The 23,804-nt window shown below is 33.5% G+C and carries 23 protein-coding genes and 1 pseudogene; 3 read left to right on the top strand and 21 right to left on the bottom strand.

Translation table 11 applies throughout. From position 1 onward, the window contains the following. Positions 1-107: 107 nt before the first annotated feature. A complete protein-coding gene (locus AC1RPV_RS01735) occupies positions 108-1,136 on the bottom strand; it encodes a galactose-1-epimerase (RefSeq protein ID WP_481761121.1) in 1,029 nt (342 codons plus the stop codon). A gap of 332 nt (positions 1,137-1,468) precedes the next feature. On the opposite strand from AC1RPV_RS01735, the gene AC1RPV_RS01730 reads away from it, so the two are divergent. Beyond that, positions 1,469-1,945: a nucleoside 2-deoxyribosyltransferase gene (locus AC1RPV_RS01730; RefSeq protein WP_481761120.1), complete on the top strand. Its 477-nt coding sequence runs from the start codon at positions 1,469-1,471 to the stop codon at positions 1,943-1,945. 340 nt (positions 1,946-2,285) lie between these two features. On the opposite strand, the gene AC1RPV_RS01725 is transcribed toward AC1RPV_RS01730, so the two are convergent. The 6 genes and pseudogenes from AC1RPV_RS01725 to AC1RPV_RS01700 all read right to left on the bottom strand — a co-directional run bounded on the left by AC1RPV_RS01725 (position 2,286) and on the right by AC1RPV_RS01700 (position 6,911). After that, a complete protein-coding gene (locus AC1RPV_RS01725) occupies positions 2,286-2,489 on the bottom strand; it encodes a hypothetical protein (RefSeq protein ID WP_481761119.1) in 204 nt (67 codons plus the stop codon). Between the two features lie 24 nt (positions 2,490-2,513). Further along, positions 2,514-3,593, bottom strand: coding sequence for a lactate oxidase (locus AC1RPV_RS01720; protein WP_481761118.1), 1,080 nt, complete (start codon positions 3,591-3,593; stop codon positions 2,514-2,516). 151 nt (positions 3,594-3,744) lie between these two features. Then, positions 3,745-4,362, bottom strand: a complete 618-nt coding sequence (locus tag AC1RPV_RS01715; RefSeq protein ID WP_481761117.1) for a flavin reductase family protein — start codon at positions 4,360-4,362, stop codon at positions 3,745-3,747. Positions 4,363-4,368: 6 nt separating this feature from the next. Continuing rightward, positions 4,369-5,001, bottom strand: a complete 633-nt coding sequence (locus tag AC1RPV_RS01710; RefSeq protein WP_481761116.1) for an alpha/beta hydrolase — start codon at positions 4,999-5,001, stop codon at positions 4,369-4,371. Between the two features lie 2 nt (positions 5,002-5,003). Further along, positions 5,004-5,966: pseudogene (locus AC1RPV_RS01705) on the bottom strand (ring-cleaving dioxygenase). A gap of 105 nt (positions 5,967-6,071) precedes the next feature. Further along, a complete protein-coding gene (locus AC1RPV_RS01700) occupies positions 6,072-6,911 on the bottom strand; it encodes a LysR substrate-binding domain-containing protein (RefSeq protein ID WP_481761115.1) in 840 nt (279 codons plus the stop codon). 84 nt (positions 6,912-6,995) lie between these two features. Here AC1RPV_RS01700 and AC1RPV_RS01695 point away from each other — a divergent pair, with 84 nt between their 5' ends. After that, complete coding sequence (locus AC1RPV_RS01695) at positions 6,996-8,006, top strand: YeiH family protein (protein WP_481761114.1); 1,011 nt, start codon at positions 6,996-6,998, stop codon at positions 8,004-8,006. Positions 8,007-8,068: 62 nt separating this feature from the next. Here the strand turns inward: AC1RPV_RS01695 and AC1RPV_RS01690 are convergent, their stop codons facing one another. The 10 genes from AC1RPV_RS01690 to AC1RPV_RS01645 form a co-directional block, all read right to left on the bottom strand. Then, positions 8,069-8,797, bottom strand: coding sequence for a Crp/Fnr family transcriptional regulator (locus tag AC1RPV_RS01690; protein WP_481761113.1), 729 nt, complete (start codon positions 8,795-8,797; stop codon positions 8,069-8,071). Between the two features lie 127 nt (positions 8,798-8,924). Beyond that, positions 8,925-9,869 (bottom strand): carbamate kinase, encoded by a 945-nt coding sequence (gene arcC, locus AC1RPV_RS01685; RefSeq protein WP_409021884.1) that lies wholly within the window; start codon positions 9,867-9,869, stop codon positions 8,925-8,927. A 28-nt stretch (positions 9,870-9,897) separates the two neighbouring features. Beyond that, entirely contained in the window at positions 9,898-11,322 is a 1,425-nt protein-coding gene (gene arcD / locus AC1RPV_RS01680) for an arginine-ornithine antiporter (protein ID WP_481761112.1), read from the bottom strand. Positions 11,323-11,475: 153 nt separating this feature from the next. After that, positions 11,476-12,492 carry an ornithine carbamoyltransferase gene (argF, locus tag AC1RPV_RS01675; RefSeq protein WP_481761111.1) on the bottom strand — a complete coding sequence of 339 codons (1,017 nt, stop codon included), beginning with the start codon at positions 12,490-12,492 and terminating at the stop codon, positions 11,476-11,478. Positions 12,493-12,516: 24 nt separating this feature from the next. Continuing rightward, on the bottom strand, positions 12,517-13,752 hold the full coding sequence (arcA, locus tag AC1RPV_RS01670; protein WP_409021880.1) for an arginine deiminase: 1,236 nt from the start codon (positions 13,750-13,752) through the stop codon (positions 12,517-12,519). A 220-nt stretch (positions 13,753-13,972) separates the two neighbouring features. Then, positions 13,973-15,535, bottom strand: a complete 1,563-nt coding sequence (locus AC1RPV_RS01665; RefSeq protein WP_481761110.1) for a YfcC family protein — start codon at positions 15,533-15,535, stop codon at positions 13,973-13,975. 262 nt (positions 15,536-15,797) lie between these two features. Next, positions 15,798-16,910, bottom strand: a complete 1,113-nt coding sequence (locus AC1RPV_RS01660; protein ID WP_481761109.1) for an aminotransferase — start codon at positions 16,908-16,910, stop codon at positions 15,798-15,800. 195 nt (positions 16,911-17,105) lie between these two features. Then, positions 17,106-18,206: an NADH-dependent flavin oxidoreductase gene (locus AC1RPV_RS01655; RefSeq protein ID WP_481761108.1), complete on the bottom strand. Its 1,101-nt coding sequence runs from the start codon at positions 18,204-18,206 to the stop codon at positions 17,106-17,108. A 70-nt stretch (positions 18,207-18,276) separates the two neighbouring features. Next, complete coding sequence (locus tag AC1RPV_RS01650) at positions 18,277-18,654, bottom strand: MerR family transcriptional regulator (RefSeq protein ID WP_481761107.1); 378 nt, start codon at positions 18,652-18,654, stop codon at positions 18,277-18,279. Between the two features lie 92 nt (positions 18,655-18,746). Next, positions 18,747-19,175, bottom strand: coding sequence for a CopY/TcrY family copper transport repressor (locus AC1RPV_RS01645; RefSeq protein ID WP_481761106.1), 429 nt, complete (start codon positions 19,173-19,175; stop codon positions 18,747-18,749). 256 nt (positions 19,176-19,431) lie between these two features. Here AC1RPV_RS01645 and AC1RPV_RS01640 point away from each other — a divergent pair, with 256 nt between their 5' ends. Then, entirely contained in the window at positions 19,432-20,679 is a 1,248-nt protein-coding gene (locus tag AC1RPV_RS01640; protein ID WP_481761105.1) for a dicarboxylate/amino acid:cation symporter, read from the top strand. Positions 20,680-20,781: 102 nt separating this feature from the next. Here the strand turns inward: AC1RPV_RS01640 and AC1RPV_RS01635 are convergent, their stop codons facing one another. The 4 genes from AC1RPV_RS01635 to apf all read right to left on the bottom strand — a co-directional run bounded on the left by AC1RPV_RS01635 (position 20,782) and on the right by apf (position 23,615). After that, complete coding sequence (locus tag AC1RPV_RS01635) at positions 20,782-21,648, bottom strand: TMEM175 family protein (protein ID WP_481761104.1); 867 nt, start codon at positions 21,646-21,648, stop codon at positions 20,782-20,784. Between the two features lie 33 nt (positions 21,649-21,681). Further along, positions 21,682-22,134: a hypothetical protein gene (locus tag AC1RPV_RS01630; protein ID WP_481761103.1), complete on the bottom strand. Its 453-nt coding sequence runs from the start codon at positions 22,132-22,134 to the stop codon at positions 21,682-21,684. A gap of 38 nt (positions 22,135-22,172) precedes the next feature. Continuing rightward, a complete protein-coding gene (locus tag AC1RPV_RS01625; RefSeq protein ID WP_481761102.1) occupies positions 22,173-22,874 on the bottom strand; it encodes a YjjG family noncanonical pyrimidine nucleotidase in 702 nt (233 codons plus the stop codon). A 123-nt stretch (positions 22,875-22,997) separates the two neighbouring features. Then, complete coding sequence (apf, locus tag AC1RPV_RS01620; protein WP_481761101.1) at positions 22,998-23,615, bottom strand: aggregation-promoting factor; 618 nt, start codon at positions 23,613-23,615, stop codon at positions 22,998-23,000. Positions 23,616-23,804 lie beyond the last annotated feature (189 nt).

Genomic DNA, 23,804 nt, shown 5'->3' with positions numbered 1-23,804 from the left:
ACTAAAGTCTACATCTTTCTCGACTAAAATGGTATGACTTACACTCGTAAGTTAACGACAAAAAGACAGTCACTATTTTTACCATGACTGTCTCAGTTGATTACTAATTAATTTAATTTAAATTCTGTAACTGTTTTGTACGTATCGCCTACACGTAAAACAATATCACCAAATTCAGGGAATTGTTCAGATCCAGGTGCTGATTGTGTTTCAAATGTAATTGCTGCATGATTAGCTAATTTTTTACCATGCATAATTGGCGTTACTTCACCAAAGTTAGCCGTGAAGATAACTAAACTTGTTGCATCAGTTGAAACTGAGACAGAAACTTCTTTATCTGGACTAACTAATTTTGCTGATTCTTTACCAACTGCAGGATTATTCAAGAAAAAGGGATGATCGATACCATTAACTTGATTTTTTTGAGCAAAATCACTTGTGAAAACGTCATGTAATGTCTTAGCTTGACGGAAATCGTAAGGCGTTCCATCAACAGACATCTTTTTACCTGTTGGAATTGAATCGGGTTCTAATGGTGCAAACTTATCGCTATCTACTTGTAATAAATTGTCATCTATTGTTTCTGTGACGTCACCCATAACATTAAAGTAAACATGATTTGTTGGATTATATAGTGTATCTTTATCCGTTTTAGCAGTCGTTTCAAGATGCCAAATGTTATCATTATTTAATAGATATTTTACATCAATTGCCATGTTTCCAGGGAAACCATGTTCGCCTTCTGGGCTATCTAAATGAAAAATAACAGCTATTTCATTTTCGTTTTCACTTATTTTATACGTCCACTTTTTAGTATCAAATCCTGGCGTACCACCATGCAATGTATTTGTACCTTCGTTAATTTGCACTTGGTAGCTTTGATCATTAATGTTGAATTTACCATCTTTAATACGTCCAGCAACACGACCAATTGAAGCGCCAATAAAACTATCTTTTTCTAAGTATTCATTTGCTGAATCAAATCCAAGAACAATTTCTCGTTTTCCAGTACTTGTGGGTACCTTGAGGCTAACAATTCTAGCCCCTAAATCTGTGAGTGATAATTCAAACCCATTATCATTTATAATCGTTATTAAATCATAGTCATTTCCAAAATCCTTTGTTTTAACTTGCATATTTATCTCCTCCGCTTACTGTATTTGTCCATTCTTATTAATACTAGTCCATTTTAATTAGATATTCAAGAAAGCGTTTACTTTTTTATTGAATAATTACCTTTATTTTACTGAAAATGACATAACCAACCTTTATTTCTGTTATTTCTCTAAAATGTAACGTCATTATAAGCGAATAACTATAATAAATACAAATGTATAGTTCGTTTTTTGTTATCATGTTTATGGAATATTATGTTTATTTATCATTAAAAGATTAATAGCCGAATTATTAATTGATTTATTTTTTAATTATTAGTATACTTACATTATTAATATAAAAGGAGTTTACAATGACAAAAAAACGCGTTTATCTTGCAGGACCCTTTTTCACTCCAGAACAAAAAGAACGATTAGATTTGGTAGCCGATCTCCTAAGTAAAAATCCAACAATTAACGCAGATGCAATTCATCTTCCAGGAAACGTTCAATATCCAGATGCGGACTTCGGCACATTTGAATGGCAAACAGCTACCTTCCAAAATGATATTCGCCAAATTGATCAAGCAGATATCGTTGTTGCAGTTCTTGATTATCAATTGGAAGAAAACAATGATGAAGCTGACTCAGGTACTGTTTGGGAATGTGGTTATGCTCATGCCAATCGCAAACCTGTTATTTTAGTTCGCCAAAATAAAGGTATTCCCTTAAATCTAATGCTTGCTGGAAGTTATACAGCAATGTTTGATGGTTTAGAAGATATCCAAAATTTAGCAACCTACGATTTTAAGGTTTTACAAAATAAGTATGTTGATTTATCAATTTTTTAATTGATCCAATGTTTCACGTGAAACAAAAATACTCTATGCTATAAATCTTTTAAATCGGATTTAAATACAGTAACAGATATTATTTTTATATTTCTAGTACTGTATTTTTTTCTCTCACAAATTGAAGCACCAAACAGTTAATAATATGAAAGAACTTATTAACTAACGACTTATTATGTTTGCTAGTTCAATAACAAACGTATTTCTTATAAATTAAAAAGTATGACCCAATAGAAATATAATTGGGTCATACTTTAGTATCTTAAATACTATTTAAATGCCTAACATCATTGTTACTATTTAACAATAGTTAACAATGAACCGTTTTCATCAATAAAAATTATCCTCGTGCTAATAATAAGTTAAATAAACCGCCCATTGTTTTATCCGATAATTCGATTTCTTTACCAGCTTCTGTCACTTTAGTAATTTCATAATAATCTTCAAATTCGGGTACTTCTAATTCCATCATCGCAACAAAAGCAGCAGCTGTTTTGTAAGTTGCTTGTAATTCTTCTCCATGAATGTAATTAATAACTAGCATAATTGTATCCCCTTATTGTTTTCTTTAAATAAGTTCCGTTTTTTTTATATCATCAACCGTTTTTGTTCCAGCTAATTGCATATCAATTGTTAATTCCTTAGCTAAATGTTCAAAGACTGATTGAACGCCTTTCGCACCACCCAAATGAAGCCCATAAACCATTGGACGGCCAATGGCAACGACATCCGCCCCACTAGCAAGCGCTTTAAATATATGTGAACCACGACGAACGCCACTATCAAAGACAATTGGCACTCGTTTATTGACCTTCTTAGCAATTAACTCAAGAACATCAAACGATGCAGGTCCGCCATCTAGTTGCCGACCGCCATGATTTGAAACCCAAATACCTTTAGCTCCAGCTTCAATAATAGCATCAACATCCAATGGTGATTGAATACCTTTAACGAAAACGGGTAAGTCAGTATAATCAGAAATACTCTTAATATCTGCTAAACTCAATGTTTGTTTAGCATTAGCATAAATAGCTGCGATTCCTTGTCCTTCACCTTCACCATATTCAGCTAAATTAGCCATTGGTTGAGGGAAGATAAATTTATTAATACTATCAGCTTCACGATTACCACCTAGTGTTGAATCAGCTGTTAATATGATAGCCTTCATCCCCACTTCTTTGGCTTGATCTAATAAAAAATGATTAAATTTATCATCTTTACTCATATACAATTGGAAAAATTGAGGTCCACCAGTTCCTCCATTATATGTTTCTGAAATCGTTTTATTTGAATACGTACTAAGCGACATAATTGAACCAACTGCGGCCATCCCCTTAGCAGTATCAATTTCACCTTGTTCATGGGCTAGCCCCTGTGCCGCAACTGGAGCTGCTATCATTGGCATTTGTAAATCAATACCCATAAATGTTGTTGATAAATCCGGATTTTCGATATTTTGTAAAACTCGAGGTGAAATTTGCTTATGATTAAATGCACTTGTATTTTCGCGTAACGTCCATTCATCCTCAGCTCCACCAGCAATATACCCAAATGCACCCTTTTCCATACGTGCTTCCACTAATTTTTCTAATGATTGAACATTGGTGATTTCAATCGAATGTTCTTCTTGACTTGCTTGATATCCCATAATTGTATCCCCCTATACTATTTATACTTGTAGTGTAGCCCTTAATAATAAATACTGTCATCAATAACACTTACTATATGTCAATAACGGCTATATAATTATTCAATCCATACAACAATGGCTAATCAAAGAATTACTAATTTGATATTAACTATTTTGGTCGAATTAATTTATATTGCTCTCCTAAGTTAGCGTATTCTGGTCCAGCCAGCCTCGCCACTGGATCTAATTTTTTAGCATTAATATACATTTTTTCTTTATCCAAAACATCATCTTCTATGTGAAAACAAACCACTTCAAGAATAAATAAATCCGTAATAATCTTACCATCATCCATAATAGGAACATACTGGTTCAATATAACTTCAAACCTCGCTTTAACACCATCAATCCCTGGCACCAATACCTTATTACTAGGAACCGTTGTTAATTTCAATTCGGAAACTTCACTCTCGTCTAGTCCAAAACTAGCAGCGCTCTGATTAACAAATTCCATTAATTCACGTGTTGGTAATTGGACCACAGCCTGTTTCGAACTAACTAAATTAGCCGCGGTGTGTTTCATTTCACCATTTCTACGTCGATTAATTGATATCGACATTAATGGCAACGTATCCGATACAACACTAAAAAAACTAAACGGAGCTAAATTAATTAGTCCCGTCTCATTTACAGTAGTAACCCATGCTATGGGTCTCGGAATTAATGTACCAGACATTAATTTGTACTGATTTTTAGCCGATAATTCGTTACTATTAAATGAAATCATCTTATATTATTCCTCAATTTTTAATCTATTGGTCTTATCTAACCATTGTTTAGCATTCCGTAATTCTAATTCTGAAATTTGATGTGATTGTTCAGCCTCAAAACTGGTAAATTCAATATTAAATTCTCGACAAAACTTCTTTAGTTCATCAAAATTTGATTTTGAAACAATTGGATCTAAAAATCCATATGAACCCCAAATTTTAATATCACTTAAGTCGACAGTCGCTTTAATATTTTCCGATAACACCATAGGATGTAGTAAAACAGCTGTTTTAAATAGTGCCTGTTCCGTTAATAATGAATGGAAGGCAACGTTAGCCCCATTAGAATAACCTAGGACAATTAATTTTTCTGGATCAAAAGCGTACTTCACAGCTAACTCATTAATTACAGTCATTAACCAATTTGTCTCTACAGATAAACTATTTAAATCGAAATCACCATCCGGTAAATGTGCAAAATAGCGTGTTAAACCATTCTCTATTAACCGTCCACGAATGCCAATTTTAGGACTATCTGGAGCCAAAAAATCTGCAATTGATAGTAAATCTGATTCCGTTCCACCAGTTCCATGCAACATTAAGATTGTCGCATTGCCAACCCTACCAGCTTTATAAGATGTAATTGCTTCTGCCATATCTATAACTTCTTGTCTGAATTGAAATTAACTAAGTGAGCTTCAATATCTGCACGTTGGTCTTCTAAAAATGGTGGTAACTCTAGGTGAATACCAGCTTCTTCATATGTTTCATCTTGCAAGAATCCAGGACCATCCGTTGCAATTTCAAATAATACACCTTCACCAGGACGGAAATACTCTGATTTAAAATAGAATCGGTCAACAAAACCTGAATCACGAATACCAACTCTTTGTATTTGTTCAATCCAATAGTTTAATGACTCTTCATCTTCTGTCCTGAAAGCAATATGATGAACTGTTCCATATGCTTGAATCTCATTCGGTAAATCTTGGTCTTCTTCGATAATAATTTGTGCGCCATGTCCACCATCGTTCAATTCATATAATGTACGTTGATTTTCTGTGGCAATTTTATCAAATCCCAATAATTGTCTTAACACAATATCCATACGTTCTGGATAATCCACTGTAATAATTGTTGTTCCTAACCCATTAATTGCGAACATCTTGGGAACCGGACTATATAATTAAGGTGTCCCAGCTTCCACACCATGATTACGTTCGTCAGAAATTAATTGATATTGCTCATGATCAAAATCATAAAAATTCATTGTTTTACTGCCAAAATTCATTTCAATTTCATCATGTTTAATATCATAATCGTCAAATCGTTCTGCCCAAAAATCTAGGGCATCATCGCTAGGAACTCTAAATCCAATTCTCGAAATACCATTTTTTCCTTTTGTGCCTTGAAATAAACCCGGAAAATCAAAAAAGGTAATATCGGTTCCTGCCGATCCCATATCATCCGTAAAGTATAGATGATAGGTTCTAACATCATCTTGATTTACTGTTTTTTTAATTAAATGTAATCCTAATATTTCTGTCATAAAATGAAACATTTTTGGTGAACTTGAAGTAATAGCTGTAATATGATGTAATCCTAATAATTTAGTGTTCATGATTGATACCCCCAATTTATTTAATAAACTTAAATTATCACACTTACTAAAAGTAAGCAATTTATTTAACCTAATTATTTTATACTTAAGTCTGATAACCTTAATCTATACTTTAGAAGATTCATTTATTAAACAAGTTACAAATTCTTGAATTGGCTTTGGTAGTTCGTTTCTTCCAACAAGGTAGAATTCACGCTGATACTGTTTTGATAGTACTTTGACTGGTATCTCTGGGTAATCAGTCAGTGCAGTCTGTGAAACAATTGATTGCCCTATACCTTGTCTGAGCAATTGAATAATTAATGAATTACTTTTAATCGTCATGAAGTGCTCTAACGTTAAATTATTTGCTTTTAAGTAGTTAATTGAATAATGATAAACACCTGATCCATGTTCTCTAAGTAACCACGGCTCATCCTCATTACCAGCCCAAACTAATTGATCAGTCGTCAACGAGTAACGTTTAATATTCTTCTCAGTCAACGGTTTTTCAATAAATCCAAAATCTAACTTATGTTGCTTTAATTGTTCCATAATTTGTGATGAATTAAGAACGCTAACTTCTAATTCTAATCGTTTTAGAGATTCCTTATTTTTGCGTAACAGGTCAGGTAGTAAGTATGCTGCAGTGGTGTGTGAGGCAGCTATTTTACAGGCAATTTTCTGATCAGTTTTTTGATGTTTTAAGGCAAATAAATCTTGCTGCCATAAATCTAGTAATTGCTGTGTTTGCTGGTAAAGTAGCGTTCCACTCTCGGTAGGTACAATTTGTTGTCGGCCATTTCTTTCAAATAACATAACACCTAATGTTTCTTCCAATTGCTTAATTTGAACTGAAATCGTTGGTTGTGATAAAAATAGTAGTTGCGCACTAGTAGTAAAGTTCCTTGTTTCATAAACTGATTTAAAAATTTCTAAATTTTTAAAAATATTAACCACTTCCATTCGTTTTATTAATAGTACTTATTATAAAGATTTATTTTATTAATTAAAAGAAATCAGCTATAGTTAAAGTATTGTTTAGAGAGGATGATCATATTGAAAAAAATAACTAACTTACTACCAGGATTTATCGTTGCCTTACTAATTGGGCTTGCCAGCTATTTTATTGCTAAACTTTGGTTGCCCATGTTAGGTGGTGCAACTATTGCTTTATTCATTGGAATCATTTTAGGTAATACTGTTCTACATCAACCCACACTAACGGCCGGAACTAAATTTTCTGAGAAACGTTTATTAGAATACTCAGTTCTTTTGTTAGGTGCGACTATCACATTTCAAAGTATTAAAGAAATTGGTTTAAATGGCTTACTTTTTACTTTTCTTCAAATGAGTATCACAATTATTTTTGCAATTTGGCTAGGTAAAAAATTAGCCTTTGGTGAAGGTACTTACTTATTAATGGCCGGTGGAAATGCTGTCTGTGGTTCATCAGCCATTGGTGCAATTGCCCCAGTTATTGATGCTGATAATGAAGAAACTGGAATTTCAATTACGTTAGTTAATCTAATGGGAACCATTTTAATGTTAACATTACCTATTATTGGAACCCTCCTCTGGGGTGGTAACAATGTTTTCAGAGGTGTCTTAATTGGTGGAACTGTGCAATCTGTTGGGCAAGTAGTTGCAAGTGCAACTATGCTAAATCAGGATGTCATCGTAACTGCTACATTGTTCAAAATATTAAGAATTATTTGTTTAGTATTTGTTATTACTATTTTTAGCTATTTACACAGCAAGAATCAACCTACCCAAAAAGCGTCACAAGTAACAACAAAAAAATCAACTTTAGTTCCTTGGTATGTTATTGGATTTTTAACACTTTGTGTCCTTAATAGTTTACATTTTTTACCTTCACGAATTGGTGAAACTGCACATTTTCTAAGTACATGGTGTGAAATAATCGCCTTAGCTGCTATTGGCCTTCGGTTAAATTTAAAATCACTATTTAGTCAAGGCAAGCGTTTATTACTTTATGCTGGTGGTATTATGCTTGTTCAAGTAGTATTAGCAATCGGTTTAATTACAATTTTATTTTAAAAAAATAATCATATGACCTGGCCATAATATGCCAAAGTCATATGATCATTTTTTTATTCAGATTATAATTTAAAGATGCGTTCTTGCCGGTCAAAACTCTGATCAGCAAACCAACCTTCCAACAATGTTAATTGCTGCCGTTCAAAAATGATTTCCTTATTTTTAGCCAAGCACTTAATCACATGTCCGGCTGTTTCACGAGTAGTCCCGCTAACTAACGCTAGCTCTTTAATCGTGACACGATAAGGAATAACGACATGCTTTTCTGTGAAATCAGCACCTAATTGTTCTGCTAAAATATTGATAGCTTGTACAATTCGATCATGAGCACTAGACGTTACCATTCTTTGCACTTGATTCTCTGTAGCGCTTAGAATTGTTGACATCTCCCTTATTGATCGAGTAGCCATCAGAATATTTTGCTTCAATATCCGTTCAACTAAGGCCATTGGGAAATAGACGATTTGTATATCCGTCATGGCTCTCGCTAAATAAGGGTAATTTTTATCACTTAGTAAGCCTCGATACGGAAATCCTAAGTCATTTTTGATATATGAATAAAATCCAAAGTCGCCATCAATATCAAATCGTTCAACCCGTATTACGCCTTCTATTAAAAAATAAAAACGTGTACGTTGATCATTTTCGTCAAAAAGAACCTGACCTTTTTGGAACGATTTGATACTCATGTTGTTCATTAGTAAATTGGCTTCTTCATCAGTAAGTGCTTCAAAATCTGATAATTTTCTTAAATACTGCATATATTGGGGTACTGCTTTAATTTTTTGCATTGTTTGATCCCCTCCACTAATTACTAACTCCCTAAACTCTCTCCTTTATCATTTTAACATGGATATTCCTTGGCCACAATTTACCTTACAACTTTGTTAGCTAGTTCAGCTTAACTATCGCTTTTTATTAACCTTTTACGATAACTGTCCCAGCATCATTATCTAATAATTGACTGATGTTTTCTAAAGATGTCACAATTGCGCGACCCTTTTTACTTGCTTCAACGAATTCAATCGCAGCTTCAATCTTAGGTAACATACTACCTTTAGCGAATTGATCTTCTTTGATATATTCTTTTAATTCAGAAACAGTTACCTGTTCTAATTTTTCTTGATTAGGTTTATTGAAGTTAACATAAACATTATCAACACTCGTCAAAATAATAAGTAAATCAGCATCTACCAATTCAGCTAATTTTTCTGAAGCGAAATCTTTATCAATAACAGCTTCTACGCCATGTAATTTACCGTTTTCTTCAACAACAGGAACACCACCGCCACCAACAGAAATTGAAATAACACCATTTTCTGTTAATTGATCGATTGTTTTGTATTCTTTAATCCCAGTTGGACGTGGTGAAGGAACAACACGACGCCATCCACGACCAGCATCTTCAACAAATGTCATCTCTTCATGTGCAGCCATTTCTGCTTTAGCAGCTGTTTCTGAATAGAATGGACCAACTGGTTTAGTTGGGTTACTAAATGCAGCATCATTTTGATCAACGATAACTTGTGTCACAATAGTTGCAACTTCTTTATTGATTCCTTTTTCAACCAATGCATTATCCAATGCATTTTGCATCCAATAACCAATACTTCCTTGTGTCATTGCAACACAAGTATCTAATGGTAAGGCTGGGTTCTTTTCAGAAACTGCAGCTGCTTGTTGAAGTAATAAGTTCCCAACTTGTGGACCATTACCATGAGAGATAATTAATTTATCCCCTTTTTCAACAAATTTAACAAGATATTCAGCTGTTTCTCGCAATGCTTTTTGTTGTGCCTCAGCACTAGCATCCTTTGATAAAATAGCATTTCCACCTAAAGCAATAACAATTTTTCTTGACATATTAATCGACTCCTCATTTTTTTATTTATTAAACAACCATTTTTCCTGAAGCAATTAACCAAATACCAATGCAAGCACCAATAATTATAACCAGGGTTATACCTATTTCGCCTTTTGATAAGAATTTTTCACCTTGTGCTACTCTTGCTTTCCCATAGAAGTAAATCCCTGGAATGTAAGCGATTAAACAGAGTAATAAATAACTGATACCGGCCATAATAATCCCGGCAACTTGGAATAATAGCGCAATTAAACCATATACTAATTGTGCTTTATTGCCTTTTTCATCAATATGTTGAATTGAGTATTTAACTTGATACATCGCAACTAAGATATAACAAACAATAATTGAAGCTGTACATAGTGAATAAGCAAAATTATAAGCCTTATCTGTGAATAAAAGCGTGAAAAGGAATAATTGTACTAATCCGCCTGTTACGATTAAAGCAAAAGTTGGTGCTTTTTTATCATTAACTTTACCAAAGTAACCGGGTAATAATTTACTTTTGGCCATTAATAACATTGTTTCTGCTGGAAGCATTGTCCATGATAACCATGCACCCAAAATTGAAACAATTAAGCCAATACCGATAACGTAACCACCAACTGGTCCAACCATTTCAACAGCAATATATAACATTGCTGGTTGATGAATTGAAGCTAATTGTGCTTGTGTCAAAATACCGTATGGTAACATTGAAGCTAAAACGTAAACGACTAATAAACTAATTAAGCCAATGATTGTAGCCTTACCTGCATCAGATTTCTTTTCTGCACGAGAAGACAACATTGATGCCCCTTCGATACCTACAAAGACCCACATCATAACCATCATACATTTTTTAATTTGTGAAGCGACATCGCCAACAACGAAGTTATGACTCATTGTGCCCCAGAAGTTAGCTGTAAAAATATCGATCTTGAATAAGAATATAGCAACAACAATAAATACAAAAATTGGAATTAATTTGCAGACCGTAACAATCGCATTGATTGCTGCTGCACCTTCAATACCGCGATTAACAAAGTATGTTAATCCCCAGCAAAGGATACTTGCAATTAAAATTGAAGGTAGATTTTGTCCTGATTTAAAGATAGGGAAAAAGTAACCAACCGCACTCATCAAGATTGTAGCGAATGCAACGTTTCCTAACCAAGCAGATAACCAGTAACCCCAACCACTGATGAATCCAGCGAATGGTCCAAATCCTTTTTCTGCATAAGTAAAAATACCTTCTAAATCTGGTTCTTTATTTAATAAGTTATTCAATGAAAGAGATAACATCAAAATACCAATTCCGACAATTACCCAACCAATTAGAGCAGGACCGGGTGAAGATGCATTGGCTAAATCAGAGGTTAGTCCGAAGACCCCACCACCAATAGAAGAACTAATAACTAACGCGACTAGCGCCATTAAACTAATTTTTTTAACTGTATGTTTTTCGTCCATAATTTAACTGCCTACTTTCTTTATTAAAAATAAAAAGGGACCTAATCTAAAGTCTTGCTCCAGATTAGTCCCCCTAATGACAGCCTATTTTTTTGCAGAGACACTTCCCTGTTAAGTTACTTTCACCGTTAAAAACAAACTATCATAATGTTATTAAACGCGTGGAATGAATAAGTTTCCTGCAGTTGCAGCCATAATTGCTTTGATTGAATGCATTCTGTTTTCTGCTTCTTCAAATTGACGCGCATATTTACTACGGAATGCTTCGTCAGTAATTTCCATTTCTTTAACACCATATTTTTCGAACATTTCTTTACCATATTCAGTTTCAATGCCATGGAATGCTGGTAAACAATGCATGATGATCATATTTTCATTACCAGTCTTTTTAACCATGTCCATGTTTAATTGGTATGGTTTCAATGTGTTAATACGTTCTTCGAATTTATCTTCTTCACCCATTGATACCCAAACATCTGTGTAAAGAATATCTGAACCTTTAACCCCTTTATCAACGTCTGAAGTAATCATGTTCTTGCTTCCTGATTTTTTAGCAAATTCAGCAGCAAATTTTTGAACTTCTTCAGTTGGTTGTAATGAGTCAGGTGCAACGATATGAATATTTACACCTAACATTGATCCAGTTACCAAAAGGCTGTTAGCCATATTGTTACGGCCATCCCCAACGTATGTTAATGTGATGCCTTTTAATTTGCCAAAGTTTTCTTTAACAGTCATAAAATCAGCAATCATTTGTGTTGGATGCCATTCATCAGTTAAACCATTCCATACAGGAACGCCTGAGAATTTAGCTAATCCTTCAACAACATCTTGGCTGAATCCACGGAATTCAATACCGTCGAACATACTACCTAATACTTTAGCTGTATCTTCAACTGATTCTTTTTTACCTAATTGAATATCATTTTTTCCAAGAAATTCAGGATGAGCACCTAAATCAACTGATGCTGTTGTGAAAGCAGCACGTGTTCTTGTTGAATTTTTTTCAAAAAGTAAGGCAATATTCTTACCTTGAAGATATTTATGAGGGATTCCACGTTTTTTCAAATCTTTTAAATGAATTGAGAAATCGATTAAATATTCTAATTCTTCTGGAGTAAAATCTTTTTCTGCTAAAAGACTGCGACCTTGAAAGACTGTGTTTGACATATTAATTTCCACCTTTTTTAAATTTTATTTTTTTAAGTCTTCACGAACGATAGGCATACTCATACAACGTGGACCACCACGACCTCGTGATAATTCGGCTGAAATAACTTCAATAACTTTAATTCCATAACTTCTTAGGACTTCATTTGAAACGTAGTTACGATTATAAGTTACAACTGTATTAGGAGCGATTGCCAATGTATTTGAACCATCATTCCATTGTTCACGAGGTGCAACTACTGCATCGCCGTTACCAACTGGAATTAAGATAAGTTCTGGTACTTTTAAGACTTCACGTAAGACATTTTGTAAGTCTGTACGATGTGAAATGTTAATGTGGTTATCTTTACCTGGTTCTAAGATAAATGTATCAACGTTTCCGCCATTATCTTGGATTCCTGGATGAATTGTAAATTTATCGTAATCAATCATTGTGAACACTGTATCCAAATGCATCATTGCACGGTTATTAGGGATTTTAATTGCTAGAATCTTATCAAAGCCACTGTGTTTTGCAAATAATACTTGTGCTAATTCTTCGATTGAACGAGCTGAAGTACGTTGCGAAATACCAATTGCAAGAACGTGGTCGTTTAAAATTAATTCGTCTCCACCTTCCATACGGTCGAGATGGTTACGACTACGCCATACGTTTACGCCTTTATTAGCAAAACGTGGATGGTATTCCATAATGTATTCCATAAATAATGATTCGCGACGACGTGCAGCGAATGTCATACGGTTAATTGTTAAACCATCACCCATTGATGCTGCTGGGTCACGTGTAAAGTAAAGGTTAGGCATTGGATCCATAAAGAATGGATAGTCTTCAGAAGAACTTAAATCAACTAAAGCATTTGACTTGTAATCGATTTCATTTGTTCTAACGCCAGCCATAATTTTATCAACCATATCTTGTGTTTCCATTGAAAGTAAATATTCTTTCAATGCAGCATGGAGTGTGCTAGAAACTAAACCTGATTCATCTAACATTTTTTCCAAGAATTCTTCTTTTACATTTCCTGCATCTAAAGCTTCTGCAGCCAATGTTTCAAGATAAATTGTTTCAACGCCATTGTCTTGCAATGTTTTTGCGAAAAAATCATGTTCTCTTTGAATTTCAGGTAAGTATGGAATATCGTCAAATAAAAGACGACCCATGATATCTGGTGTTAAGTTTTCAACTTCTTTACCGGGTCTCTTTAACAAAACTGTTTTAAGAGTTCCGATTTCTGATGTTACGTGTACTGGACTTGTCATAATGATTACCTCCCATATATTTATTACATGCATAGCATAACAGGAATAATTAGCCTATATTAGTAAACGCTTACACCTATAATGTGAACTATTTCTCATTATGAGGATTCTTACGGTTCAATATCGTATATTACATTTATAAAACGCTTCCACTACCGTGTTTTTAAAATTATTAAATGAGAAACATTAAAAGTACATTATTTTTATGATAATTCTTACTTTAATAAATTAAGACTTGTAATACTAAGAGTGCACCACCAAATAATAGAACAAAGACAACGACGGGCCAAACGAATTTTACCCAGTGCGAATATCTGATATTTAACATTTGAAGTGTTGCCATAACTAACCCTGTTGGTGCTAAGAAAAGCATTGCATACTGTCCAAATTGATAAGCAGAAACGACAATAAATCTTGGAATATCTGCAGAATCAGCTAATGGCGCAAATATTGGCATTGCTAAAACGGCTAATCCGGATGAAGAAGGTACGATAAATCCAAGGAAGAAGAAAATAACCATCATGATAATTATGAAAATTGGTCCACTTACGCCAACAACTAAAGATGACGCATATTGAAGAATGGTATCTGAAATCAATCCTTGATTTAACACGATATTTATCCCTCTGGCAAGTCCAATAATAAATGACACCCCAACTAAACTAGATGCACCACTGACAAAAGCATCAATGACACCCTTTTCACCTAGACCATCTCGACCTGTACCTGTTAAGAACATAATGGCGATAGCAAATACCAAGAATGAAGATGCCATCGTTGGGAACCACCAACCTTTTGCCATAACGCCCCAAACCATGATTGGGAATGTCACAACAAATAATAATAGAATAATTTTCTTACGAATAGTGAAAACTGATTTATTACCACCTTCACCTGAAGATACTGACCATAATCGATTAAAGTCTTTACTATCTTCATAAGTAATTGAAGCTGTTGGATCATCCTTAACCTTTTTACTATAACGTCCTAAATAAATAATTAAGAAAATAGACCCGACAATCAAACCAACAATCCGCCAAATCATACCTTGCGTAAAATCAATTCCGGCTGCATTTGACGCAATAACAACTGAGAACGGATTAATCGTAGAGAATGTGGTCCCAATAGAACTGGATAAGAAAATTGCCCCCACGCAGACTATCGAATCATAGCCCATCGCGATAAATACTGGTACCAATATTGGATAGAAGGCCACTGCCTCTTCTTCAATCCCGCAAAGAGTTCCGCCTAAAACCATTAAAATTGAAACAAAGAAAATTGATAAAAATTCATGACCTTTGGTTTTCTTAGTTAGCGCAATTAAACCTGATTCAAACGCGCCGCTGACTTTAACAACACCAATTAAACCACCCAGGACTAAAATAAAGACCATAATATCTACGGCTTCAATTGTCCCGTTAACCATACTATTTGTGATATCAGCTGGTCCTGCCGGATTTTGCTTCAATCGCTGATATGTATTAGGTATTGATACTGCTGCCGTAATACCACCTGATGTAAATTGTTTAATATCAATTTTGACATGAAGTTTATCCAATTGATTTTGTGTCGCAGGAACTTTTTTTACATTCCCATGCGCATCGGTAATTTTTAATTCCGTACTTGCCTGATCATAAGATAATTTAGAGTAAGAGCCCGCTGGAATAATCCATGTTGCCATAACTGCAACAATCGTTAATATAAATAAAATAACAAAAGCGCCGGGCATTTTTAACTTAAATTTCTTTTTAGGTACCTTTTCCATTGTTGTCGTTGAATCCATTATAATTTCCTCCTTTAATTGTTTTATACCAAATAGATAGCGGCGTTATCCTTTTACTGTATTTTTATCATGACACCCTCCTCTGCCGGTCGTTTCGCTTGGAGTATATCAACAGTCTACAGTTTCTGGTGTGAAATCGGTTACATTAAAAGTGTGAACCAGCTCACACTTTTTGATTTATCATCTAATTTTACTTTCCACAAAAAGAGAGATAAAAAGTAACTTGTAAATCTACTTTTTATCTCTCTTTGATGCACTAAACTTATTCATGTAATGCTTGTGACAAGCGTTTTAATCCTTCTACTAAAACGGATTCTTTAGCACAGTAACCTAATCTTGCATGTCCTGGCACACCAAATCGGCTTCCAGGTACTAATAAAACCCCATAATCTTTTAATAATTTTTGACAAAATTGTTCATCATCTTCAATTGTTTCAAATTTTATAAATGAAGTCGAGACAGATTTTGGCACTACTAAGCTAACTGCTGGCTCATTTTCCACCCAATCACTTAAAATTTTTAAATTTCGTTTCACAATTTGTCGATTTCTATCCAATACTAATTCTTTATTTTTTAAAATATGAACAGCCATTTGGTCATTAAATACACCTGCACAAATCATCGTATAATCACGGTATTTTCTAAAAATATCTGTAACAGCTGGACTAGCAACCGTCCAACCGATTCTAATACCGGGAGTTGAATAGGTTTTTGATAAACTATTCGTCGCAATACCTTTGTCATATAAATCAACAATTGAACTTACGTCCGTTGTATCATCTAAAGGTAAATAGACCTCATCAACTAATACATATGCGCCGACTTCTTTTGCAATTTTAACGATTTCAGTCATTAGTTTAGTTTCAATTACTGTTCCCGTTGGGTTATTCGCATTATTTAAACAAATCATTTTAGTATCTGGTCGAATAATTGCTCGTAATTCATCCAAATCAGGCATCCATTGATTTTTTTCAGAAATATTCCAAAAATCGACTTCAGCTCCTAATGATTTAGGAATATCATAGAGTTGCTGATAACTAGGATACATAGAAATCACATGATCACCAGGTTCAATCAACGCGTATAGTGCCAGTTGATTTGCTCCTGTTGCACCATTAGTTTGTAAAACTTGTTCCGGCGAAACCGCTTTATAAAGTTTGCTAACCTCTGCTTTAAAAGCTGGGGACCCCTCAATCCAACCATAATTCATCTTTTGTGCATCTAAATCACGATAAAAATCCTGACCATTTTCTTGACCAATATTTAATAATTCGTTCATTGTCATCGATGAAACCGTTCTTTGTGCAATATCATACGTAGCTTTAGATTCATAGACATTTAACCACTCTTCAACGCCAAATCCTGCAATTTCCATAAGTTATCATTCTCCAATCTATATTATTTGTCTTAACGTCCTAAATAATAACAGAAATTAAAAATTAAGCCAGTGTCTGTTTAAATATATTAAAATGACAAATCTGAACTTTTAATTTTATAACATAAAAAATCTGTTGCCAGTAATAGGTTTTCCTATCATCAACAACAGATATTACAGTTTTTAATAAATTATCTAATCTACTAAGGTAAATCCAAATGTGCTACCCAGCGCTTGGATTTTTTTTAACATTAACTTAGGGATACTAGGATCACTCATCGATAACGTTAATTGCCATTTTTCTTGATTTAGCAAATTAGGATTTGCAACTAATGCTGACCCAACAGCAACTAAATCTAATCCCGATTTTAATGCTGTCGTTGCTCTATCAAAAGTATTTAATGAGCCGGCTGCCACGATTGGTACCCGTTGATTAACTAGTTGAGAAACTCTTTGAATATAGGGTTCACCACCCTTTGGACCATCAGTTAACGCATCACCCAACGAAAGGTGCAAATAACTCACCTGTTTAGCAACTAAATTCGTTATCAAAGCTTCTGTATCTTCTAATTTAAGACCATCTGTTTCACGTTCTTCAAGTGTAATTCGGTAACCGATAATAAATTCTTTAGTCGTATTTTCATCAGCCACTCGTTGAACTTCATCAACTACTGCCATAGCAAATCGTAATCTATTTTCTAATGATCCGCCCCACTGATCAGTCCGATGATTATAGTGTGGTGAAAGAAAATTTTGAATTAGAAATCCATGGGCACCGTGAATTTCAATACCATCAAAACCTGCTTGAATTGCACGTTTAGTTGCTGTTCCGAAAGCCTTTATAACTTGTATTAGCTCTTCTTCTGCCAATTCTCGAGGTGTCTGTGCTGGAGCAAATGGTGTTTTTGGTGCTGGTACTGGACTCGCACTAACAACGTCATGATTTGTAATTAATTCTGGTAATGCCTTATTTCCAGCATGATTTAATTGTAAGATGGCCTTTGCCCCACCGGCCTTAATAGCTGTGGCTAACTTCGTCAAACCTGGTATAAATCGATCTTCATAAACACCAATTTCATGATCAAATCCAACACCATTTTCTTGTACATGGCTCGAACCTGTGATAACCATTCCGACCTGTTTTGCACGTTGTTCGTAATAACTAATTTCTGCTTCAGAAACTGTTTGATCATCGTTACTTGCCCATGTTGTCATAGGTGCCATCACAAGTTTATTTTGTAGGGTTATTTGTTCATTTAAATTGAATTTTTTTCGTAAGTTAATTTGCTTAATCATTATAAAATGTTCCTCCTATATCTAATATAGGTTTATAATAAACCTTCAAGTCGACTTGAAGGCAAGCTTTTTATTTATCGGTCATTTTTAACATCTGTTTTACATGATTTTCGTACGTTTCAATTTTATTATCTAAAAAATTATAAGTATCTTGCATCGCCGCGATTTGTTCACCTAATAATCGTTGCTGTTTAATCAAAATCTGTTTACGTTGCTCTTCAGTGGCCTCACCTTGTTGCGTTAGGTCAGCATATTCTTTTAAAATGTTGATTGAAATCCCCGTTTGACGCATATGTTTTGCAAAATTAACCCATTCTAAATCGATTTCATCATAGTCCCGATACCCGCTTGTATTCCGTGATACAGTGGGAATAAGTCCTACTTCCTCATAATATCGTAACGTCGCAGTCGGTAAATCAAACTTCTCACTTACTTTTTTAATATTCAAAATCAAACACTCCTATTCTCATCTTTTTTAATCTCATTAGACAATTAAGATAAAGGATCAGATTAAATTTTATAATGTTTCACATGAAACATTTACATCATTTTTTCAGCTAAGCAGTTACATTCAACCATTTCTGGTGCATTTTTACTTTTTTCATCAATCACACTTTGTAGTTTCACAATATCTGATTGGCTTAACTCAACTTCACTTAATAAATCGGCAATTGTTGAGCCAATTTTCATTTGGCACATATGTTCAAATAATAACTGACTAACATGATCCATCGTCGTTTGTTCTTCTATTAGGGGTTTGTATATGAATGCTCGGCCCTCTTTATCAGCAGATAATGCACCCTTTTTTACTAATCGACCCAATAATGTTTTTATTGTTGGCATTTGCCAATTCTTTTTTTCTTTTAAATTCTTAAATATTTCATTACTAGTACTCTGACCTAATGTCCAGATAACACGCATAACTTCCCACTCAGCGTCGCTAATTTCAATTATTTTTTTATTATTCATTAGTATTGCCCTTCTTTCATTGGTCTTATGATTACAATTGTAAACTAATGTATTTAACCCGTCAATAAGCTATCTTTCAAATTAGTATAATCGGTTAAATACTCATTATTAACTAATACTATCTCATTTTTTAATATTGATTAAACTCATTTGTTTTTGCATATTATTCGTTTCCTTTTTTTAACTTAGCTTTTAAACAAAACAATTGATATACTAGTGTTTATGACTTTAGACTAATTATTTAAGGGGATTTTTTATGACTACTTTTTTTAATCGCTACAAAACATCTTTATTATTACTCTCGGGTCTAATCATAGGTGGGATTGTCGGCTTAATCTTTAAAGAACAAGCTGCTGTCCTTAAACCTTTAGGAGATCTTTTTCTAAATCTAATGTACATGATTTTAGTTCCACTTGTTTTTTTCAGTATTTCATCTGCCATCGCAGAAATGTCTGAAATGAAACGACTTGGTAAAATCATGATTACAACATTAATTGTCTTCCTAACAACGGCTTTCATTGCTGGTGTTATTGGGTATATCGGTGTTCGTCTCTTTAACCCTATTCACGGCGTCAACGTTGATACGATTAAAGGTTTGATGGGTACTGTTAAAGATACATCAACAAAATCATCTGGTTTAGAAACATTAGTTAATACATTCACCGTTAATGACTTTTATCATTTATTATCAAAAGATAATATGTTACAACTAATTATCTTTTCGATTTTAATGGGTACAGCTGCTTCAGCAACCGGTAAAGAATCTAGTGTATTTACAAAATTTTTATCAGCTGGAAACGTAGTAGTTATGCGGATGGTTAAATATGTGATGATCTACGCGCCAATTGGTTTAGGTTGTTTCTTTGCCAATATTATCGGTAATTTAGGACCTCAGATTGCTGCCGGATATTTGCGCAGTTTCATTCTTTACTTAGGTATTACAGCTTTCTACTTCTTTGTGATGATGAGTTTCTATGCATTTATCGCAGGTGGCAAAGCCGGTTTTATGATTTTTTGGAAAAATGTCTCAGCTCCTGCTGTTACAGCAATTGCAACAAGTTCTTCAGCTGCATGTATCCCTGTTAACCTAGAGTATTCTAAAAAAATGGGCGTGAGCGAAGATATCGCAAATACGATCATCCCATTAGGTGCAAATACGCACAAGGATGGCTCTGTTATTGGTGGCATCTTAAAAACAACATTTTTATTTGCCGTTTTTGGTAAAGATATCACGAGTTTAAATAATATGATTATGATTATCTGTGTTTCATTCTTGGTTGGTGTCGTGATGGGCGCTATTCCAGGTGGTGGTATGGTTGCCGAAACCTTAATTTGTTCAATCTTCGGTTTCCCAATGGCTGCTCTTCCATTAATTCTAATTATTACAACCATCATTGATATTCCCGCAACTTTATTAAATTCAACAGGAAATACTGCTACTGCAATGCTTGTTACGCGTTTCGTTGAAGGTAAAAATTGGTTAAAAGATTTTATGGCACAATAATAATAACAATCCCCCTATATTAGATACTGAAATATCAGTCTAGTATAGGGGTTTTTTGTAATTAAAAACTGCCCTTTCCAAAATTGGACGGACAGTTTACTATTAATCATCTTCTCTACTTAATTGGTCTCTACCATACTTTATATTTTTTCTTCGCGTATTTTGTGAATCCTCAAATGCTTGACGATATTGACGAAACCATCTAAGTATCGTTCCTTCACTAACGTCGAGTGCCTCTTCAGCATCCTCTGTAAAATTCTCCCACGCATCAGGATCTTGTTGTTTTATTTCTTTTCTAAGTGTCGTAATAATTGGTTTTAATTTTTCTCTATCTTCAGGTGTCATCTCTAAGAATGCCTCAGTACCTTTAGGTTCCATTTGACTAATATTAGTAAATTCACTGTTATCTGCACTATTAGTAATAAATGAACGAATTGGTATGATAATAAAAAAGACTAACGTTATTTTAGGGAAAAACCAGCCTATAAGAATTAAAGCTAATATTAATAATCCGGTTTCTGTGTTATGTCTGCCATAAATGGTTACATATACTTTTTTCATATCAGATTTTTCTGTATATTTTTGATGAATAATTTCTTTTACAATTTCCCTGAATAGATAAATAATTAACAAATATAAAACACCATACATTGTAACCGTTTCTCTGACAGTATCACTTGTCATTAGTCGTGTGAAGGTTGGCATTAACGATAAAAGCATCATTAAGATTAAATCCATCACAATTATTTTATTTGGTACTTCATTTACTTCCGAAAATGCGACCGCATGTTGATACCAGATATTAGCAACAAAACAGAAACTAACAATAAAGATTCCAATGGCTTGAAACAAACCAACAAAGTTAATCTCCCCATTTTTTATCTCAATTGGCATCTCTAATACCATAATGGTTATAATAATGGCTATAATCGCATCACTTAACGTATCCAACCGCTCTTTAATTTTCATATGTACCTCCTTTAAAATACTGCTATATTTAACCTATTTTTTTCTTTTTTTTAGTCGTTCTTCTCGTAAGGCTAATAATTTTGCAGTCGTTGATAAGGACATCGATATTAAAATAAAAAATAAACTAGTTTTGATAACTACTGTTGGTAATGCCCCTCCAACTGATTTAATAACAAGCGTTGATATTGTTAAAAAAACTGTGAAAAAATTTAAAATAAGTAAACTAATATCATATTTTCCCTTAATTTTTAATAAAATATGAGAAAAATAGAAAAAAGCAATACTAATTATCATAAATAAACTATAAATTATAAAAAAGATAATAATAAATACGACTGGTTCTGCTTTTGCAATCTCCATAAAGGAACGATCCGTTGCTATTTCTGACACTGATAAAACTTGTGAAAATAAAAAATAGGTAGCAATCACAAAAATAGCATACGTAATAATCTTTTTAACATTTTTCATCATTTTAGCATCTTTCATTATTCACCATTCCTCTAATCCAAGATTTATAATTATTCTTATATTATATTATTTATGGCTAACAGATCATCAATTTCGTAGGTCGCTTTTATTGATGTCTTATTTTTAATGTTTTTCGGATTGTACCAGACAGTATCAACGTGAACATTGTTCCCACCTTGAATATCTGATGTTAAAGAATCACCAATAATAAGTGCCTTATCGGGATTAAATCCAGCAATATGGTCAAAAGCATAGTTAAAAAAGCCAACCGTTGGTTTTTGATAACCCGTCATTTCCGAAACAAATATTTGCGGAAAGTACTTATCTAACTTTGATTCTGCTAATCGTTTATACTGCATGTTTGCAACGCCATTGGTAATAATCGACAATTGATAGTTAGCTGTATCTATTGATGCCAATAATTCATCTGCGCCCATCATTTTTTCATGTCCGGCAGACAGATTATCTTGATACTGTTTAGCCAACTCTTTACCATCAACTACTCTATTAAACTGTTTTTTGAAAAATATCGCAAACCGATTTTCTAATAATTGATCCCGCTTTAAATTACCACGCTCATATTGGCGCCATAACTGCTGATTAAATTTCAAATAATTTTGTTTTATTTTATCATCTAATGTTATTTTTTGCGTTAAAAAAAGCTTTTCTAGTGCAGCTTTTTCAGTTAACCCAAAATCAAGTAACGTATCATCAATATCAAATAGTAAAAATTCGTAATTTTTCAATTCAATTCTCAACTTTCATTCATGTAATTTAGTTACTGGACATTATCATTTTAACATAAGATTTAAAGTAACAAAAAAGCTTTGAATAAGGAATTATATCCCTATCCAAAGCTTCTTATTTTTATAATTTAAATTTTAGTACCAACCGTTTGATAACCAGAATGATTTTGCAGCACTCCATGAACCATAACGACTTGTTACGTAATTGTTAGCTACTTTTTCTTGGTTTGCAGCTGAGTAATCACCATTTAAATATGATGAACTTAATTGGTATTTACCAATATATTGGCCATTTCTTGCTGAGTATGAACCACCAGATTCTTTGTTAGCAATCCATGCTTTAGCACTTGATGAATCAGTAGTGCTTGCAGTTGCTGTTGACACTGTACTCTTTGGTGCAACTGTTGTTGCTGCTTTAGCAGGAGTTGCAGCTGGTGTTGCTGCCTTAGTAGTTGTTGTATTTGTTGTTGATGCTGTATTTGCTGTTTTAGCAGCTGTATCAGTATTGATTGTTAATTGTTCACCAACATAAATTAAATTAGCGTTACTAATTTTATTTTCTTTAACAATTGCGTTAACACTGACATCATTAGATGTTTTGTTAGCGTAAGTTGCTGAGATGTTATTTAGTGTATCACCTGATTTTACAGTATATACATCAGCATCTGCTGCTTTAACTGCAAGTCCAAGACCTGCTGCTACTGTTGCTACCATTGCTACTGAAAATTTTGTCATCTTTTTATTTAATTTCATTATATTTAGTTCTCCTTTTAAGTTAAACGTTTTTATTTATTTTTTTCTTATTTATCTTACGAGGTTCATACTATCAGTTAGTTTTTACATAAGCATTTCAGTCAAATATCATTATCTTGAAATAATGTAATAAATATCATATTCCGTAATAAATGTAAAATAAATCAAATACACCATTACCTTCTTATT

It is taken from the genome of Dellaglioa sp. CoH-55-MRSF-9 (assembly GCF_056782155.1).
This window is presented reverse-complemented; position numbering and strand designations above follow the sequence as displayed.

Coding starts and splice junctions, on each gene's coding strand:
- argF (WP_481761111.1), bottom strand. CDS start 12,492: ATGTCAAACACAGTCTTTCAAGGTCGCAGTCTTTTAGCAGAAAAAGAT.
- AC1RPV_RS01710 (WP_481761116.1), bottom strand. CDS start 5,001: ATGGCAGAAGCAATTACATCTTATAAAGCTGGTAGGGTTGGCAATGCG.
- AC1RPV_RS01635 (WP_481761104.1), bottom strand. CDS start 21,648: ATGAAAATTAAAGAGCGGTTGGATACGTTAAGTGATGCGATTATAGCC.
- AC1RPV_RS01700 (WP_481761115.1), bottom strand. CDS start 6,911: ATGGAAGTGGTTAATATTTTTAAAAATTTAGAAATTTTTAAATCAGTT.
- AC1RPV_RS01720 (WP_481761118.1), bottom strand. CDS start 3,593: ATGGGATATCAAGCAAGTCAAGAAGAACATTCGATTGAAATCACCAAT.
- AC1RPV_RS01695 (WP_481761114.1), top strand. CDS start 6,996: ATGATCATATTGAAAAAAATAACTAACTTACTACCAGGATTTATCGTT.
- AC1RPV_RS01640 (WP_481761105.1), top strand. CDS start 19,432: ATGACTACTTTTTTTAATCGCTACAAAACATCTTTATTATTACTCTCG.
- apf (WP_481761101.1), bottom strand. CDS start 23,615: ATGAAATTAAATAAAAAGATGACAAAATTTTCAGTAGCAATGGTAGCA.
- arcC (WP_409021884.1), bottom strand. CDS start 9,869: ATGTCAAGAAAAATTGTTATTGCTTTAGGTGGAAATGCTATTTTATCA.
- AC1RPV_RS01655 (WP_481761108.1), bottom strand. CDS start 18,206: ATGATTAAGCAAATTAACTTACGAAAAAAATTCAATTTAAATGAACAA.
- AC1RPV_RS01660 (WP_481761109.1), bottom strand. CDS start 16,910: ATGGAAATTGCAGGATTTGGCGTTGAAGAGTGGTTAAATGTCTATGAA.
- AC1RPV_RS01665 (WP_481761110.1), bottom strand. CDS start 15,535: ATGGATTCAACGACAACAATGGAAAAGGTACCTAAAAAGAAATTTAAG.
- AC1RPV_RS01690 (WP_481761113.1), bottom strand. CDS start 8,797: ATGCAAAAAATTAAAGCAGTACCCCAATATATGCAGTATTTAAGAAAA.
- arcD (WP_481761112.1), bottom strand. CDS start 11,322: ATGGACGAAAAACATACAGTTAAAAAAATTAGTTTAATGGCGCTAGTC.
- arcA (WP_409021880.1), bottom strand. CDS start 13,752: ATGACAAGTCCAGTACACGTAACATCAGAAATCGGAACTCTTAAAACA.
- AC1RPV_RS01630 (WP_481761103.1), bottom strand. CDS start 22,134: ATGAAAGATGCTAAAATGATGAAAAATGTTAAAAAGATTATTACGTAT.
- AC1RPV_RS01725 (WP_481761119.1), bottom strand. CDS start 2,489: ATGCTAGTTATTAATTACATTCATGGAGAAGAATTACAAGCAACTTAC.
- AC1RPV_RS01735 (WP_481761121.1), bottom strand. CDS start 1,136: ATGCAAGTTAAAACAAAGGATTTTGGAAATGACTATGATTTAATAACG.
- AC1RPV_RS01730 (WP_481761120.1), top strand. CDS start 1,469: ATGACAAAAAAACGCGTTTATCTTGCAGGACCCTTTTTCACTCCAGAA.
- AC1RPV_RS01715 (WP_481761117.1), bottom strand. CDS start 4,362: ATGATTTCATTTAATAGTAACGAATTATCGGCTAAAAATCAGTACAAA.
- AC1RPV_RS01645 (WP_481761106.1), bottom strand. CDS start 19,175: ATGAATAATAAAAAAATAATTGAAATTAGCGACGCTGAGTGGGAAGTT.